The 16715-nt window shown below is 35.1% G+C and carries 19 protein-coding genes and 1 pseudogene; 3 read left to right on the forward strand and 17 right to left on the reverse strand.

All coding sequences use genetic code 11. The features are described 5' to 3' along the window. Positions 1-124: 124 nt before the first annotated feature. From Q0977_RS07195 to Q0977_RS07220, 6 genes are all read right to left on the reverse strand, one after another. Positions 125-976 (reverse strand): DegV family protein, encoded by an 852-nt coding sequence (locus Q0977_RS07195; protein WP_299512043.1) that lies wholly within the window; start codon positions 974-976, stop codon positions 125-127. 299 nt (positions 977-1275) lie between these two features. Next, entirely contained in the window at positions 1276-2274 is a 999-nt protein-coding gene (locus Q0977_RS07200; protein WP_299512044.1) for an HAAS signaling domain-containing protein, read from the reverse strand. After that, positions 2261-2608, reverse strand: coding sequence for a PadR family transcriptional regulator (locus tag Q0977_RS07205; RefSeq protein ID WP_299512047.1), 348 nt, complete (start codon positions 2606-2608; stop codon positions 2261-2263). Before Q0977_RS07205 ends, Q0977_RS07200 begins: the two co-directional genes overlap by 14 nt. A 157-nt stretch (positions 2609-2765) precedes the next feature. Continuing rightward, positions 2766-3242, reverse strand: a complete 477-nt coding sequence (locus Q0977_RS07210) for a VanZ family protein (RefSeq protein ID WP_299512049.1) — start codon at positions 3240-3242, stop codon at positions 2766-2768. Between the two features lie 189 nt (positions 3243-3431). After that, a complete protein-coding gene (locus Q0977_RS07215) occupies positions 3432-3707 on the reverse strand; it encodes a hypothetical protein (protein WP_299512052.1) in 276 nt (91 codons plus the stop codon). A gap of 95 nt (positions 3708-3802) precedes the next feature. Then, complete coding sequence (locus tag Q0977_RS07220; RefSeq protein ID WP_299512054.1) at positions 3803-4339, reverse strand: DUF3267 domain-containing protein; 537 nt, start codon at positions 4337-4339, stop codon at positions 3803-3805. On the opposite strand from Q0977_RS07220, the gene Q0977_RS07225 reads away from it, so the two are divergent. After that, positions 4310-4726, forward strand: coding sequence for a hypothetical protein (locus Q0977_RS07225; RefSeq protein ID WP_299512260.1), 417 nt, complete (start codon positions 4310-4312; stop codon positions 4724-4726). The two genes, Q0977_RS07220 and Q0977_RS07225, sit on opposite strands and share 30 nt — an antisense overlap. Positions 4727-4748: 22 nt before the next feature. On the opposite strand, the gene Q0977_RS07230 is transcribed toward Q0977_RS07225, so the two are convergent. The 7 genes and pseudogenes from Q0977_RS07230 to Q0977_RS07260 form a co-directional block, all read right to left on the reverse strand. Continuing rightward, on the reverse strand, positions 4749-5579 hold the full coding sequence (locus tag Q0977_RS07230) for an energy-coupling factor transporter transmembrane protein EcfT (protein ID WP_299512057.1): 831 nt from the start codon (positions 5577-5579) through the stop codon (positions 4749-4751). Further along, positions 5569-7224 (reverse strand): ABC transporter ATP-binding protein, encoded by a 1656-nt coding sequence (locus Q0977_RS07235; protein WP_367269454.1) that lies wholly within the window; start codon positions 7222-7224, stop codon positions 5569-5571. Before Q0977_RS07235 ends, Q0977_RS07230 begins: the two co-directional genes overlap by 11 nt. Positions 7225-7299: 75 nt before the next feature. Further along, on the reverse strand, positions 7300-7857 hold the full coding sequence (locus Q0977_RS07240; protein WP_299512060.1) for an ECF-type riboflavin transporter substrate-binding protein: 558 nt from the start codon (positions 7855-7857) through the stop codon (positions 7300-7302). Positions 7858-8077: 220 nt separating this feature from the next. Then, entirely contained in the window at positions 8078-9208 is a 1131-nt protein-coding gene (gene ssuD, locus Q0977_RS07245) for an FMNH2-dependent alkanesulfonate monooxygenase (protein ID WP_299512063.1), read from the reverse strand. 16 nt (positions 9209-9224) lie between these two features. Beyond that, a pseudogene (locus Q0977_RS07250) lies at positions 9225-9977 on the reverse strand (ABC transporter permease); the annotation flags it as partial. A 69-nt stretch (positions 9978-10046) separates the two neighbouring features. After that, the gene (locus Q0977_RS07255; RefSeq protein WP_299512066.1) at positions 10047-11039 is read right to left on the reverse strand and encodes an aliphatic sulfonate ABC transporter substrate-binding protein; all 993 of its coding nucleotides are present in this window, start codon (positions 11037-11039) and stop codon (positions 10047-10049) included. A gap of 13 nt (positions 11040-11052) precedes the next feature. Next, a complete protein-coding gene (locus Q0977_RS07260; protein WP_119415142.1) occupies positions 11053-11820 on the reverse strand; it encodes an ABC transporter ATP-binding protein in 768 nt (255 codons plus the stop codon). A gap of 526 nt (positions 11821-12346) precedes the next feature. Here Q0977_RS07260 and Q0977_RS07265 point away from each other — a divergent pair. Beyond that, complete coding sequence (locus Q0977_RS07265) at positions 12347-13096, forward strand: glucose 1-dehydrogenase (RefSeq protein WP_299512068.1); 750 nt, start codon at positions 12347-12349, stop codon at positions 13094-13096. 300 nt (positions 13097-13396) lie between these two features. Here Q0977_RS07265 and Q0977_RS07270 read toward each other — a convergent pair whose 3' ends face one another. The 4 genes from Q0977_RS07270 to Q0977_RS07285 all read right to left on the reverse strand — a co-directional run bounded on the left by Q0977_RS07270 (position 13397) and on the right by Q0977_RS07285 (position 15490). Beyond that, positions 13397-14107 (reverse strand): DUF421 domain-containing protein, encoded by a 711-nt coding sequence (locus tag Q0977_RS07270; RefSeq protein ID WP_299512071.1) that lies wholly within the window; start codon positions 14105-14107, stop codon positions 13397-13399. Between the two features lie 155 nt (positions 14108-14262). Then, a complete protein-coding gene (locus Q0977_RS07275) occupies positions 14263-14697 on the reverse strand; it encodes a phosphotransferase (protein WP_367269455.1) in 435 nt (144 codons plus the stop codon). Then, positions 14667-15179 carry a hypothetical protein gene (locus tag Q0977_RS07280; RefSeq protein WP_299512073.1) on the reverse strand — a complete coding sequence of 171 codons (513 nt, stop codon included), beginning with the start codon at positions 15177-15179 and terminating at the stop codon, positions 14667-14669. Before Q0977_RS07280 ends, Q0977_RS07275 begins: the two co-directional genes overlap by 31 nt. Before the next feature lie 17 nt (positions 15180-15196). Continuing rightward, positions 15197-15490 (reverse strand): hypothetical protein, encoded by a 294-nt coding sequence (locus Q0977_RS07285; protein WP_119415145.1) that lies wholly within the window; start codon positions 15488-15490, stop codon positions 15197-15199. Between the two features lie 308 nt (positions 15491-15798). Here Q0977_RS07285 and Q0977_RS07290 point away from each other — a divergent pair, with 308 nt between their 5' ends. After that, positions 15799-16674 (forward strand): YitT family protein, encoded by an 876-nt coding sequence (locus Q0977_RS07290; RefSeq protein ID WP_119415146.1) that lies wholly within the window; start codon positions 15799-15801, stop codon positions 16672-16674. Positions 16675-16715: the final 41 nt, after the last annotated feature.

Here is a 16715-nt window from a genome sequence, read left to right on the forward strand (position 1 = left end):
GTTCCCCTTTAGATTATTGAAAATCCCACGATAACTGTAACAAACTTAGATCATTTTATCTATATAATTATAGAAAAAGCAGATGGTATAGAAATGCATTATCTCACTTCTATGCAGTCTGCTTTTATATTTCTATACCTGAAATTCCAAAGCATCCAGGCCCCGAATGCGTAGAAATCGTTGGGCCACCTTGTATCCAAGCAACATTTTCAAAGCCATTTTCTTTAGCAAGTTTCTCCATATTCCTTTTTATACTTTCATCAAGTCCGACTGAATAGATTAAAGTTAGCTGTTGTCGGTCAATGTTGTATTGCTCTAAAAAATCTCGGATCAGTTTTTCTGCAACTTTGCTCATATTCCCACGATATTTTCTAGTTGGAACGAGCTTTCCTTCTTTTAGTTCGATGCAGGGCTTTATCTTTAACAACGAACCTCCAATAAAAGCAATATTGCTCACCCGTCCACCCGCTCTTAAAAACTCCAAACTATCCGGAATAAAAGCAAATCTTGTTTTAGAAGCAATGGATTCAATCTTGTTTATCAAATCGATATGGTCAATCGTAGGGTTTTCCCTAAGTAATTTTGCCGCATACATTACAATTGTAGCTAATCCACCTGTCACATTTAACGTATCAATTAAAAATAAATTTTCAAAATTTTGCGCTGCCATTAATGCATTTTGAAAAGACCCCGATGATCTTGAAGTATACCCCAAGTGTATAATGATGCTATCTGGAAATTTCTCTCGAATTCCTGAAAATAAATTATGATATTCCTGTTCATTCGTTGATGTTGTTGTTGGGATTTTTTTAGTACGATTATGATAATCATAAACTTCTTCTACAGAAAGCTCGCTCTCTAAATAATCTTTTCCATCCATGATGACATGCATCGGTATGATTTGGATTTGATATTTGTCAATAAAGTCCTTCTGTAAATCTGCTACACTTTCTGTAGATAAAACAATCTTACTCATTGTTCATCCCTTCCAACTCACGCAGCCGTCCACGCGTACGTATATTTTGGGTTATTCTAAATATACTCCAAAAGCAGGAAAAAAATCATTTTGTAAAAAGGCTCTCTCATCTAACGTAGGTACTACATTTTAACTTTTGTTACTTCACCTAAATTTCCTGATGAATAAATGCCTGGTCCAATGTAAAGGAAAGTGAAAGAGCAATTGAATGTGGGCTGATATGGTACAAAGTGCAGCCAAAACTAGTTCCATTTTATACTTAGATTCATAGTCACTTTCACACACCTTATCCTTATTACCTAACGGATTTTAGACTTTTTAAATCCATCATATGCATTAACTACTGCACCAATTATAAAGATGCTAATTCCTCCCCCAACTCCCCACATATTAAATTGTTCCTTCGTAATCGTAAATGCAGTGGCCATATACTCAATGAATGCTTCACTCATTAAATTCGGATTCGTCAAAATTATAATGAAGACAATGGTTGTAATGATTTGCAGGACAGTATTACAAATGGCCATTCTTTCTGTCCATTGTTCTTTGAGTAGCTTATAAATAGCAAAAGTTATTTCCAACCCAATGATTATTACAACAATAGGCCAATACTGTAGTAAAACGTCATGATTTAATGCCGGAATCACAAAATCCAATCTTTCCCCATCCCCTTTATATACCCCTAAAAGCTTGTTGGCATAAAAATAAAGGGTTGCCCAGATTGCTGTCCACATTAAACTCCCGAAAACCTCAAACTTCGAAATGGCCTTTTTCTTCGGGATATAAGCAATATTTTCCAAATCATCTGCTGTCCATTTCCCCAAGCTTGCTGTTAATGGTTGCTGTTCTTTGTCCTTATCTAATCTTTCTATAATAGCAAAGGTAGCAGTTAACAAAAAGAAGACTTGAATCCCCACTTCAATGATCACGCCAATTCCCTTACCAATAATGGTGAAAACAACATTTAGTATTGCCTCGTCTCCGCTGTAGCCAATAACATTCTGGGCTATCATTATAATAAATGATATGACTGCCGCAATTGGTAGAATCATTTTTAATAACGATAGATATACATCAAAATAGCGCGGACCTATAAGATGCATTGGTTGGTCTTTGTAACCACTGGCCAATACTGCGGGGCTCCCTAATTGATTCAATACGTGCTTAACATCTTCCTCCATATAATTACTCGGTAGCATATCCTCAATCGTCGAACGTAACTCGAGTGCAATATCTGTACGCATTTTTTCAGGTAGCCTACGAATAACTTCTTGAATATAAATGTCAATTAACTTCATCTTCATCATCCCCTCTCAATAGCGTATTAAGTTCGTTCGAGATATTCATCCATTCCTTTTCCAGTTGCGAAAGGATTTCCAATCCATATTCACTCAAAACATAGTACTTACGGGGCCTACTCTCTGATGTATCCCAACTATTTGAAACCAACTCCTGTTTTTCTATTCGGCGAAGTAACGGATATAGGGTACTCTGTTCAATAGAAATTCCTGATTCTTCTAATAACTGCACCAGTGAATAACCGTATTGAGGCGTTCTTAACTGACTTAAAACAGCTAACGTCAGAGTCCCTCTCCTCAGCTCTGTTGTTAATGAATCCAATAACTTGCTCATACGCTCACCTCTCTTGTACTTTTATTACATGTCATACAGTATTTAACCTATACTATGTGTCGTACATTATTTTAGTTCCAGAAATAATCATTTTTTCAGCACTAAAAAAGAAACCATAATTAGACATAGTCTAAATTATGATTTCCTTAATACTCTTTTAGTTATAAACAAAAAGAATAATAGTTAATAAAATAACAGGAAAGCCCACCACAATTGATATGATTGAAATGGCAACACGCACTCTATCTTTTGATTTAAAAATTACTTTCAATACGAGGTAGATCAAAATCCCGATTAATCCCCCTGCAGTATTTAACAATAAATCATCGATATCACTTGCTCCACGCTTAAAAATATATTGCAGTACTTCAATACCTAGGCTTGTCCCAATGATTGCTCCGAGCACTTTCCAAAAATGAAACTTTTTCATCCAGTTAGCGAAATAGATTCCTAGTGGAATAAACATCAATATATTTCCCCATACATTTAACGTAAAGCCTTGCTCTGCAATCATGTCAAAGGGAGTCAAGTTAATGCTTCGTCTAGCATCTCGTGCAAAAAATACCGTATCGATTAGTAGATACAAATAGAATAATAATACAATCCAATAGCCTAAATTTAAAAATTTTTTCATTCAATTTCTCCTGCTGAATTTTTACAATTATTATCATAACCTATAAAACTTAAGAAAAAGGCATATAAAATCTTAAGTTTATCTTAATTTTTTATTGTTAGGCTAACGATTACTAAAAAAACTCATATAGAGGCTGTATGTATTTATAACTTCAAATAAATCTCACTTGTTGTAGTATTTACGGATATCCTATTTATAATTTTTATTCTTTAAAAATTTGATAATAGCATTACCGACTAATAGCGTAATAATAATTGCCCAAATATAGTTATTTAATTTTTCGGGTAAAAATTTCAACAACCAAATCGACATCATAACAGTCGCTACAGTTAAATACTCAATTTTTTGAGTATGTTTAAACTTTTTTAAATTCAAGAATAAAACAAGATAACCGATTGGTGGACTAACAAAACAGAAAAAATATAATGTTTTTTCCTTTAAGTACCAGGGTGTTTTTAGTTCCATTTATTTTTCTCCCATCTTTACTCTTACGGTTTTCTTTTAAAAAGAGATTTTAATGAAATCAAGCCTTTTCCATATGACGAAACCGGTTCAAGCACTTAACTCTTCCACACACGGTAATACCCTCTGTAAAAGATCGAGTTCTTCGGTTTAATTAAAATTAAAAATGAATTGATCATATCAGAGGAACCAATCAATAAATTTATCCAACTTATAAATAGCAGAATGGATTGAACATTTCCTGATACAAAGAACGAAATAACAGCCGGCACTACGGATAAACCAATGAGGGGTAAGCTCATAAAAATCCAAAATCTAGTTTTAGATAAAATCGCATCTGTATGTAGCCAGAAAAATGTTCCACGAAACGTTAAGCTAATATCACCTTTTTTGTATACAACTATAATATGTAGGAATTCATAAAGGACGAATACTACTATACCTATTAATATAAGGGTCAATGGATTTAAAGAACCGAACCTCGTATTAGAAATCAGAACAATCACGATCTGAAGTACATAAACAAACTTCATATAATGTTCTCGAAACCAATTATTTCTTATAAAAGGATACCATTCTTTCAAATCCATACTTATTTTGGGTAAGTGTCGAAACCACAGTATCATAAACGTCATTCCCCTTTTAACTTAACTACTCTGTTAGTGATAACTTCAACAGAAATGCCTCTAGTTCTTTTTTTAAAAGCAAATCACTATGAACGTGATATGACATATTTAAAAATCTATTTTCGCCTTAATTTAACTTCACTTTATATAGAGGATGGCGCGTTTAAAGAGTGCCTTAAAGAATTAGAAACAATTCATAAAAAGTACCAAAACAAATTAACGTACCAAACACTTGGTTTTATCATTTGTCGGAAAATTATTTGCAAGCACCATTTAAAGATGAATTATACAAAAGAGAAACAACAATTCTACATGCTTCAGCAACTATTTAACGACGAACAGGTATTTAAAGTTTTCAAACAGGAATTGGCTCTTCATCAAGTCGAATTCGATTAGGTCAAAATTTTGCATGATTTTATTACTGAAATGGATTATAAAAACGTCCATCATTCACGGTAAATAGCCATAGCGTTACACCAACTAACACACCACAAACAGCGATTGCTATGATGTCTGCCACCTTAAAGTTTCTGCCAACATACCACGTACGCTTTTTATGTTGGCCAAAACCACGCATATCCATCACATTGCTTATCGTTTCGATTCGTTCAAGTGTTGAGAAAATAAGTGGCACAATAATAGCTATTACATTTTTCACTCGCTTGACGATTTTTTCATTACGAGAAATATCTATTCCACGTGCTTGTTGTGCTTGTGAAATCGTTTTAAAATCTCGTTGCACCTCTGGAATATATCGAAAAGCAATAGAAACCGCATAGGATAAGCGATAGCTGACACCAATTTTATTTAATGATGCTGCAAATTCACTTGGCTGTGTTGTTAGTAAGAACAATAACGCTGGTGGAATAACAGCAATATATTTTAGAGTAATATTAAACTGATAAAATAACTGCTCTGCTGTCACATGATAACGCCACCATGTACCCATTAGCATCGTTTCGCTTCCATAAATTTTAGACCCTTGATTAGGATCAAATATAAAAATCGTAATATTATTCAAAAGTAAAAAAAATAAAATGAAACCAAGAACTATGGCAATTTCCTTCAGCTTAATTTTCGAAACAGAAAAAAGTATGATACTAAATACAAGTAAAACTACAAGTAGCCTCGTATCATACGAAAGCATAGTAGCTGTAGACCATAAAATAAAAACTATTAATTTTGTCGCCCCGGTCAAACGGTGAATAAAGGAATCTCTCTCAATATAACCTAACATCTCATTCGCCATATTGCGCCACTCTCCTTTCAAATTGGATAAAGCGCTCTACTAGTTCAAACGGCTCTGCAAGCTCTACAGCTAACGCTATTTCGTATAACGAAGATTCTTTTAAACTAGCCTTGCGAACGAGCTCCGGATTTGTCAGTACTTGTGATGGTTTACAATCCGCTATTACTTCTCCTCCGTGTATGACAATCGAACGATTCGTATATTCCGTCATTAGATGCATATCATGTGTAATGACAATGACCGTTGTCCCTCGGGCCGTTAATGATTGCAGAAATGTCATGAGATCCTTAGCATGCTTATAATCTTGTCCAGCTGTTGGCTCATCTAAAATTAAAATAGAAGGATTTAATACTAAAATTGCCGCGATTGCTACTCGACGCCTTTGTCCATAGCTAAGTGCAGTAATTGGCCAATTTCGGAACGGATAGAGACCGCACACTTTTAATGTGTCATGAACAATTTCTGTCACTTTTTCAGAAGAAACCTCACACTGGCGCAATCCAAATGCTACCTCGTCAAATACTTTCAGTTGCGAAAACATTTGATTAGGATTTTGTAAAACATAACCAACCTTTTCTGCTCGTGATTTAATAGATTCATTTGTCACATCTGCATCATTTATACGGATCACGCCATCTTTCACCTTCTCAAAGCCACCTATACATTTAGCTAGCGTAGATTTCCCAGCTCCATTTGTACCTACAATACTAATAAATTCTCCAGCATGGCATGTCAGGTTAATATTTTTTAAAATATTTTGTTTCGTTCCAGGATATGTATATTGTAGATTTTCCAAAACTAAAAGTGGTGCTTCCTGTACTTTTTCTTCATTCGTAACAGGTACATTTGCCTCATACCAGTGGAGTATTTGCTTACGATAATTTTGAAATGGTATCTCTTCTACTTTATCCAATTGATCCATCTCTTGTAGCGGTACATTTGCATATTTTAAAAGACGTGTGTACAGTGGCTCACGAATATCATTTTCTGCTAACAAATTTGTTTTTAGCAGCTCCGTTGGCTTCATGTCCGCGACAATTTCCCCATGATTTATTAAAATAATACGATCAATCGATTGCGATAATGCGTCCTCTAAACGATGCTCGATTAAAATAACTGTTTTATTATTTTGTTGATGAAGTTGTTCGATTAATGTCATAGCACTTTTTCCTGTCGCAGGGTCTAAATTCGCTAAGGGCTCATCAAATAGTAAAATCTCTATATTATTTACTAGGACTCCTGCCATCGCTGTACGCTGCTTTTGCCCACCAGACAGTTCAAAAATTTGATGCTGTAAATGGTCCTCAATACCAACTTGTATAGCTGCATCCATTACTTTGCCTTTCATTTCATTCTGCGGTACCATGGCATTCTCTAATGCAAAGGCGATATCTTCCGCTACTGTAATACCTACAAACTGACTATCCGTATCTTGTAATACCGTACCAATAACTTTGGAACGGTCAAATAAAGAAAACGAATCTGCCACTTTACCCGCAATGGATAAAGTGCCAGATACCTCTCCCTTATATCGTTCTGGAATAAGTCCATTAATACAATGTGCTAATGTACTTTTTCCAGAACCAGATGGACCTACGATGCAGACCTTTTCACCTGGATAAATCGATAAATTAATATTTTTAATGTCGGCTTTTGCTGACTATCATATTTAAAACTAAAATTTTCAAACTGTATGATCGGCTGCACCGAAATCACCAACCTATTCTTCGTAGCTTAAACTACTTTTTTGAGTACGAGTTTTTGCATATGCGATAAGTAGAAGTGTACCTATAACACCGACTGCTACAATATTCCAAAGTCCTGCTACTAATCCTTGTGTAAATACTTTGTTAGCAGGCTCTGAATAAATTAAAATATCTAATACTGGTGCTACTAATCCCCAACCAACTAACTGAACAACGATTTGGACAATATTAAATGAAATAATCGACTTTTTCGTAAATTCGCCTGCTTCAACTTTAAACTTATTGAAAAATAACCCAATTCCTAGACCTACAAATCCAGAAACAATTACCCAGCTCCACCAAGCAGAACCGTAAGCTGTAATATCCTTTAATGCATGACCTATAAAGCCTACAAAGAAACCAGCAATCGGACCAAAAACTGCACTAATTAATGCTAAAAACGCATAGGATGTTTGGATTTCTGTATTTGGAATCCCTGTTGGAATAATGACAAAGCGTGCTAAGACGAAGAATAAAGCTGTTCCCACCCCAATTGCTACGATTGTTTTTGTGTCAAATATTGATTGTTTCATATTCCATCTCTCCCTTTTTAAAAACATTTTATTAGTTGTAGTCTCTAGATTATAAAAAAGCCCTTAAAAATGTAACTACTGTTACATATTTAAGGGCGATTCATAGCGATACCACCTTAATTCGCTAATTGCTTAGCCTCATTTAGCAGATTATGCTTATTCCACGATTGCTCTCGTTTCAACAATCCCCTGTAGTTGTAGTTTATGAATTGGCTCTTAATTATATTTTCGTTAATTTATCTGCTGTATATTGGTAACCTACAACTTCACCTTTTGGTGCGCCACTTGCTTGTTTATCTTGCTTGTAATCAAGTAATGGGAACACAAGCTCCGCAAATTGATACGCTTCCTCTAAATGTGGATAACCCGATAATATGAACTTATCGACACCCACTGCTTGATATTCACGAATCAGTGCTGCTACTGTTTCCGGATCTCCAACGATTGCTGTACCACAACCACCTCGTACAAGACCAACACCAGCCCATAAATTCGGATAAATTTCTAGGTTATTACGGTCACCCTTGTTTAACACGGTCATGTTCTTTTGTCCGATAGAATCATAGCGACTAAATACTTCTTGTGCTTTTTGAATAGCATCTTCATCGACATATTTGATTAACTCATTTGCTGCATGCCAAGCTTCTTCCTTCGTTTCACGTACAATGACATGCACGCGCAACCCAAATTCTAGTTCACGCCCTTGCTTCGCTGCTACTGCACGTACTTTCTCAATTTTCTCTTTTACTTGTTGCGGTGGCTCTCCCCACGTTAAATACACATCCGAATGCTTTGCAGAAACCTCAATCCCTGCATCGGATGAGCCTCCAAAGTAAATAGGTGGATGTGGTTTTTGAACACCTGGGAACATGATTTCTCCACCTTCAACTTTTAAATGCTTGCCTTCATAATTGACTGTCTCTCCAGCTAACAAAGCACGCCAAATATCTAAAAATTCATCTGTTATTTCATAACGTTGATCATGGGAAACAAATACACCATCGCCTGCTAGCTCGACCGAATCGCCCCCTGCTACGACATTGATTAGTAAACGACCATTCGAAATTTGATCTAACGTAGCAGTCATACGTGCCGCAACAGTTGGATTCATAATCCCTGGACGAACCGCGATTAAAAACTTCAATTTTTGTGTCACTGACGCTAGTGCTGAGGCTGTTACCCACGGATCGTTACAAGGTTTACCCGTCGGAATTAATACCCCTTCATAACCAAGCTCATCGACTGCCTGTGCAATTTGCTTTACATACGGGAAATTCGTTTCGCGAGCGCCTTTGCTCGTTGCTAAATATTTACCATCACCATGAGTTGGAATAAACCAGAATATATCCATTAAAATCGCTCCTTTATTATTCGACACCTTCAAAGTTAGTTCGCCATTTTAATAATTTTTTCTCCAATATACGAACAAGTGAATCAGTCAATTTACCGACGACTCCAAAAATAATAATGCCAACAAACACTTTATCTGTTTGTGAAAATTGCCGTGCATCCATAATCATATAGCCAATACCAGCGCTTGAACCCATTAGCTCGGCGACGACAAGGCTAAGCCATGCAATCCCAATTGACAGGCGAATCCCTACTAAAATATGACTAAGTGCAGATGGTAAGATTAATCTCGTTAACTGCTTCCATTTGCTAAATTCCAATACTTGTGCCACTTCAAACAGCTTCGAATCAACTGAACGAATACCGTTATACGTGTTGACATATACCGGGAAAAATGAAGCAAACGCAATAAGTAAAATTTTTGACAGTTCATCAAAACCAAACCACAATATAAATAATGGTGTTACTGCTAAACTAGGAATTGTTCGTAGCATTTGCATAGTCGGATCAATATAGCTTTCAGAATGCTTTGAAAAGCCAACAACAAAACCTAGAACTAATGCGATACTTGCACCGAGTAAAAAGCCGACTACTGCACGATAAATACTAATTTGTAAATGACTAAATAATACACCGCTAACAATTAAATTATAAAAGGTTATTATAATTTGAAGCGGGCTAGGAAGAACCGTAGCAGAAACAACGCCACTGGATGAGACTATTTGCCAAATGACGATAATGAACAGTGGCAAAATTAATCCTTTTACCCAAATTGGTATGCTTTTCCGTGCTTTTTCTCTCGTGCAACTGGTTGATTCATAGCCTGTGCACGTACCAAATTACTCAGCTCCTTTTAACAGTTTTTCGACGAATTGATTATCAACTACTTTTGTTACATCGATTTTGTTACTAAAAACGCCTTGCTCGACAAATAAATCTGCTGCGCTTTGTTGACTAGCAATTACTTTGTCATTAATTACTTGTAATTCATATGGTGTATTTTTTAATATTTCCTCTACAGTGGCTGGATCGATTCCTTTTAAATCAGCAAAAAATTGTACAGCTTCCTTAGGATTCTCTGTCATCCATTTTGTTGCCTTTTGATATACTTCTAAATAAGTAGCTACTAAATCTGGATTTTGCTTTGTAAATGCTGTGCGTGCAATTGTAAACATTGCACCATACGTGCCAACATCCTTACCTTTTAATAATGCTGTTGCGTTGTTTCCAACAGTTTGATAGGAAATAAACGGCTCCCATGTTGCCCATGCATCTACTGAATTATTTTCAAATGCTGGCTGAGCTTCATCCGGCTGAAGCTGAATAACATCAACTTTCGATGGATCAACGCCTTCTTTTTCAAATGCCGCATATAACAAACCGAATGCACTACTACCTTTTGCTACCGCTACTTTTTTACCTTCTAAATCTTTTACAGACTTTATATCACTACCTTCTGGAAGTAAAATAGCATTATTTGTTTCACCGTTTGATAATAAAGCGATTTCTTTAAAATCAATGCCTGCTGCTTGACCTGAAAGAGGTGGTGTATTACCTACCTCAGTAATATCTAATTTTCCTGCTGCAATTCCTTCAAATTGCGGTGGGCCACTTTGAAATTCTGTCCAGGAAATTTTCACACCTGCTTCTGCAAAAGCGTCTTCTAGCCATCCTTTTTCTTTCGCTACCCACAATGGCGAAAGCACTTGCTGAATGCCTAAATTGATTGTTTTCGTTGAGGATTTACTGCCGTTACTTTTAGCATCTGATGATGAACAAGCTGCTAACAATAACGTGATTGCTGTCAGTAATAATAAAAATGTTTTTTTCATATGTCTCTTCCTCCTATATGCCTTCACCATCGATATAACGTTGGCTTTCTGTTTTTTCGAATTCTTGTAAGACTTGCTGCCTTACCTGCTGATAGGAAGGGCTTGTTTTTGCACGTGGATAACTCAGTCCGACATGCACGAGCTTTTGTATATGTCCTGGATTTGCACGTAAAATCGCAACATCGGTTCCAAGATAAATTGCCTCGTCAATATCGTGTGTTACAAGTATCATCGTAATGTTCTTACGTTGCCATATATCAATGAGCACATCTTGTAAATGCTGGCGTGTGAATGCATCGAGTGCTCCAAACGGCTCATCAAGTAACAATACTTCCGGATCTCGAATAAGCGCCCTCGCAATTGCTACCCGCTGTGACATACCGCCTGATATTTCACTCGGATACGCCTTCTCGTAACCTTTTAATCTCACAATTTCAATCATTTCGTCTACTTTTTGACGAACATCTTGATCTTTCAGACTTAGATCTGCTGCTATATTTTGCTCAACGGTCATCCACGGAAACAAACGATGTTCCTGAAAAATAAACCCTTGAGCAATACCTGGCTTTACAACTTGACGATCATTAACATGAACAGCACCTTGATATTCTGTGTCAAGTCCCGCTACAATTTTTAAAAGCGTACTTTTACCGCAACCACTTGGTCCAATAATCGTTAAAAAATCACCTTTTTTAACTGTTAATTTAACTTCATCGAGTACACGTTTACGTTCTTGTTCGATTTGGAAGCTTTTTTCATCGATTTGAATTTGTACACTCATTTAATACCTCCTAATAAAAAAGACAACAAGAAGTCTTCATCATGTTCCTAACATGAATAAAGACCTCCAGTTGTCTAGTGAGTCTAATTATCTATTATTCTTATTTAATAACTAGGTATTAATTGAATATAAAAAGCTTTAAATTCCTTTAGATGAGTTTAAAGCTATCCTGCTTCTCAATGTATTTCAATACCTAGTATTTCAATAAGTTTATTTTAGGTTCTTCCATATATAATGTCAATACTTTTTTCAAAATATTCTTTCACTTCTAGATTAACATAAACACTTTAGAGGCTAGGTTCCTACTTGAGAGAAATCTAGCCTATTGCATTATAGTTCATTTTAATTTTATGGATTTAAAACGATAAGTAGTATGCAAGATTTTATACTTACTACTGTGCTTATAACAATTACTTAAATCTTGTTAACCTGAGACCCCATAAGATTGATGCTTCATTTTCCTTTTTGTGTTACTTTAAAAAATATATTGATGTTATGTAATTTTAAATAAGGATGTGAGAATACATTGGATTTTACAAATAAAACAGTGATCATAACAGGCGCTGGAAATGGAATCGGGAAAGGAATTGCATTACTTTATGCAGAAAAAGGTTCCAATGTCGTTTTAGCAGATATCGATGAAAACGCAGGAGAACAAACAGCTGCGAGAATTACAGAACAAGGTGGAGAAGCACTTTTCGTACAATCAGATGTAAGACTGGAGAAAGATATAGTTCGGTTAATGGAAGTAGCCCATCACACATACGGTCAGATAGATATTTTAATCAATAATGCAGGAAAAACGTTATTTAAGTCTCCTTATGATTTATCCATAGAAGAATGGGACGATATGATCAACACAAACTTAAGAAGTGTTTTCTTGGCATCACGTGAAGCAGCAAAATATATGCGACATAACAAGGAAGGTGGCTCTATTGTAAATATTGCCTCCACAAGGGCCATCATGTCTGAGCCAAATTCAGAAAGTTATGCTGCCACAAAAGGTGGGATTGTTGCAATTACACATGCGCTTGCAGCCTCATTCAGCGAAGATAGGATTACCGTTAATGCCATTTCCCCTGGTTGGATTGAAACAGTAGATTATTCAAAACTAAGTAAAATCGATCATGAACAACATCTATCAAAACGTGTAGGAAAACCAGAAGATATTGCACGAGCTTCTCTTTATTTAACTGCCAAAGAAAATGATTTTGTCACAGGCATTAACTTAGTTGTAGATGGTGGAATGACGAGAAAAATGATATATGAGGAATAAGAGACAATCAAGCTATTGAGGATGTACAAAGAATACAATAACGAATAGTTATCAAAGTGGATTCTACAATAAAAGCAGACGCCAATTAGAAGTACGTACCAACACTTCTAAACGTCTGTTTTTTATGTTTCAACAAATATTAAGTTAGGTGAAAAGAAAGTTTTCACCCCACCTACAGCATTCACACAACTGTAATATTCAGAGTGTCCATATTCATATTCAACTAATATGCACTTATTTTATGAGGTTCACTGATTGTTTCACTGAAGCATTCTAGCTTCTCATTGAGAGGTATATCATTCATTCTTTATCAATTGGGGCATGAATATGATTTTCATATGTATCAACGTACATATTTCCATTACCGGACAGGACAGCATATAATACATCATGTTGAACTAAGTTTCGTTTCTTTAGTTCCGAATATAGCCATGATTCTGTTAAGTTATTCTGCTCTAGATTTTCCTTTATCACTTCTCCATCCATAATTAGTTCAATAGGTAATTTGAATTCAGGGGTTATCGGTATCATTAGATCTTGTCTAGTTACGTTTCTGAATTGAGGCTTTTTCAAAACCGTTAATGTTCCGTTTGTTTCTACAATTGCAAACAGTACTTCTTCAATATTAAAGACATCCTTTTCCCTTAACTGTTGATTTAAATAATCTAACGTATAGCGCATCTTATTCATATTTTTTTCTAGTATTTTTCCATTTTGAATAACAATAGTAGGGTCACCAGCTAAAAACTTTCTGCTTTTTCTACTTTTTAAGGAAATGACAGCAATCGTAAAAATAATAATGAAATAAATGACCAATGCAATGATAATATGATGTACCTTTATAGATGTATTAAAGGCTAAGTTTGCGGATATGGCGCCTAATGAGATGGATGCAACAAAATCAAACATTGTCATTTGAGAGATTGTTTGTTTGCCTAGTATTCGTGTGCCTATTAGTAACAGTCCAAAAGAAGCTATTGACCTCAAAATAACCTCGAAATTCTCAGACATTTCAACACCTCGTTTAATCTTTTACCAATAGACTTTACTATTTCTCCTTTTCTAAACCTTTTTTAAGGATAAGCTTCTTCATGCTAAAAGAAGCAATAGCCCCCCATTCACTAATTGCTACAATCAAATTCCCATCACTAAAAGTATTATTTTACCTAGATTTTATAATCAGCTGAGTTGAAGAGTATTTCAACAAGGCTTCTAAATAAGTTATATTGATTTTGATTAAGCCAATCTTCTTCATATTCTGCCATTAACCACATTACTTCATCTAAAAAAATATGCTGTAACACTGCATCCCAAACTTCTTTTTCGAATTCAGTTAATGTTGTATATGTTTTATATCCTTCTAGAAATAACTTCCATTGTGTTGGCGTGAATATACGATCTGGTGCGGTATCGAGTTCATTGTGAAATAATAGTAAAACTAATGCTAAGTCAAAAATTCTAGGCAACCATGTAGCGTTGTCAGGATCAATTAGATATGGTGAGGGTGTAAATATTATATTATTTGCTTTGTAATCATATAGTGTAGCTACTAAAGGCAGCCTTAAATCTTTTATAGTTGCTTGGTTTTTAACAGCTTCAATAGTTTTTGTTCCATACCGTCTACTGAGAAAGTACGGTTTGCCTTATGAATGTTTTGCCGAATGGATTGCATGTCGCGTAACACTTCTTGCTCAGTAAAATCAAAGACATCATATGTAGGTAAATAAAATTCATTGATCTGACTTGAAACTGAGTGGATTCTACCTAGCAACTTACCTGACTGATAAATTTCTTCATCTTTTGCTGTATATTTATTTCCATCGATAAAAGGATACATCACGTAAATGGACTCATTAATTTCTATGGGTTCAGTTAAAGGTGTCACGATATTTATTTCATGCTCTTTTAATGTTTTTAAAAAGCACATTAAGTTTTGAGCTGCTTTTAAAGGCGTTTGCGTTTTTTTAATAATTACATCTTGATCATCTTTTTTGACTTTATAAACGGGTGAGAAAGGATAAATACTAGTGGGTTCTTCATCAATTTTTATACCAAATTTATGGATAATCTCTTTTGAATTCAAAGTTTTTTCTCCTCTCTTCAATCATTTTCAGATACATCTTCGTTTCCTTTCAACGAAAAGGACTTAATATAAGTAAATACGCCAGTTAATATACCCACACCAAATAGAATACTTCCAATAATTACAAAGTTGTTTATATAATTCTCAATAACTACCTCATATCTGTTATCAAGATAACCATCTGGTTGACTTGAAGCCCAAGAGTCTCCTAAATAAGTTCCAATCGAAACACTGAAAAACATCAACACCAATCCTATAATCATCATTATGGACAAGATAATACTAAGTCCCTTAATTTGTTCTTTTGACATCGTGCTCCCCCTTTAATAGTGAAAAGCTTCCCAACCAATTTTTCAGAAAAAAAATTGGCCTGTTGCACATTTATAATCTTATAATCAATTCTACAAAAATAGCATAAGTCCTTTTTTGTTTAACACATCTTACTTCTTAGTAATAGAATTCCACCTGAATTTTTAGTGTAAATTAACCTTTTTCTACTAAATAGATACCCAGTTCATCACGTTTCCCGCATATTTTTGGTACAATTAAGTTAAACCTAGAGGAACGCTATTTGTATAAGGCAATTTTATTTAGATTGAAACAACTATGGAGGTACACTATGGGAAATAGTAAAACGAAGACAAAAATAAGTGCGAAAGGGGCTATTTTTAAAGGGATTTTAGTAATAATTGGCGCATTAATAGCTGCCTATGGATTAGAATCCATTTTAATACCAAACAATGTATCTGATGGTGGTGTGACCGGTATTAGCATTGTTTTTTCTCAGCTTTTCGGTCTTCCACTAGGCGTATTAATCGCTATTATTAATGCTCCTTTTATATGGTTAGGCTATAAACAAATTGGTAAAAGCTTTGCCATTTATTCTGTATTAGGCATCCTTTCTTTAGCGATTGGTACAGTAGCTTTTCATCATGTCGAAACGATTATCGAAGGTGATTCCCTATTAATCACAGTTGTTGGGGGAATTATTTTAGGTTTTGGTATGGGTCTTGCTTTGCGTAATGGTGGAGCATTAGATGGAATTGATATGTTAGCTGTATTACTTTCACGTAAACTACCATTTGGGACAAGCGACTTGATATTATTTTTAAATATGTTTGTATTTATACTTGTTTCAACTGTTTTTGGTTTAACAGGTGCAATTTTATCTGGGCTTGCTTACTTTATCGCTTCTAAAGTTATTCACATTGTTGAAGAAGGATTTAGCGGTACTAAAACATATAAAATTATTTCTAAAGAACCAGAATTACTTGTCGAAACTATTCGAGATCGTCTTGGTCGTGGTGCTACCTTAACAGATGTTTATGGAGGATATACGAACGAGCAATTTAAAGAAGTTACTTGTGTTATTAACCGTTTAGAAGATACTAAGATCAAATCAATTATATTCGAAATCGATCCAAAAGCATTCGTTACAGTTTATGATATGGCCGAAGTAAAGGGCGGTAACTTCACGAAAAAGAACATTCACTAAAATATTTTCACGAAGAAACCTCAGATTCATCATTTTTTATG

This window comes from uncultured Rummeliibacillus sp., assembly GCF_934216135.1.
Taxonomy (GTDB): domain Bacteria; phylum Bacillota; class Bacilli; order Bacillales_A; family Planococcaceae; genus Rummeliibacillus.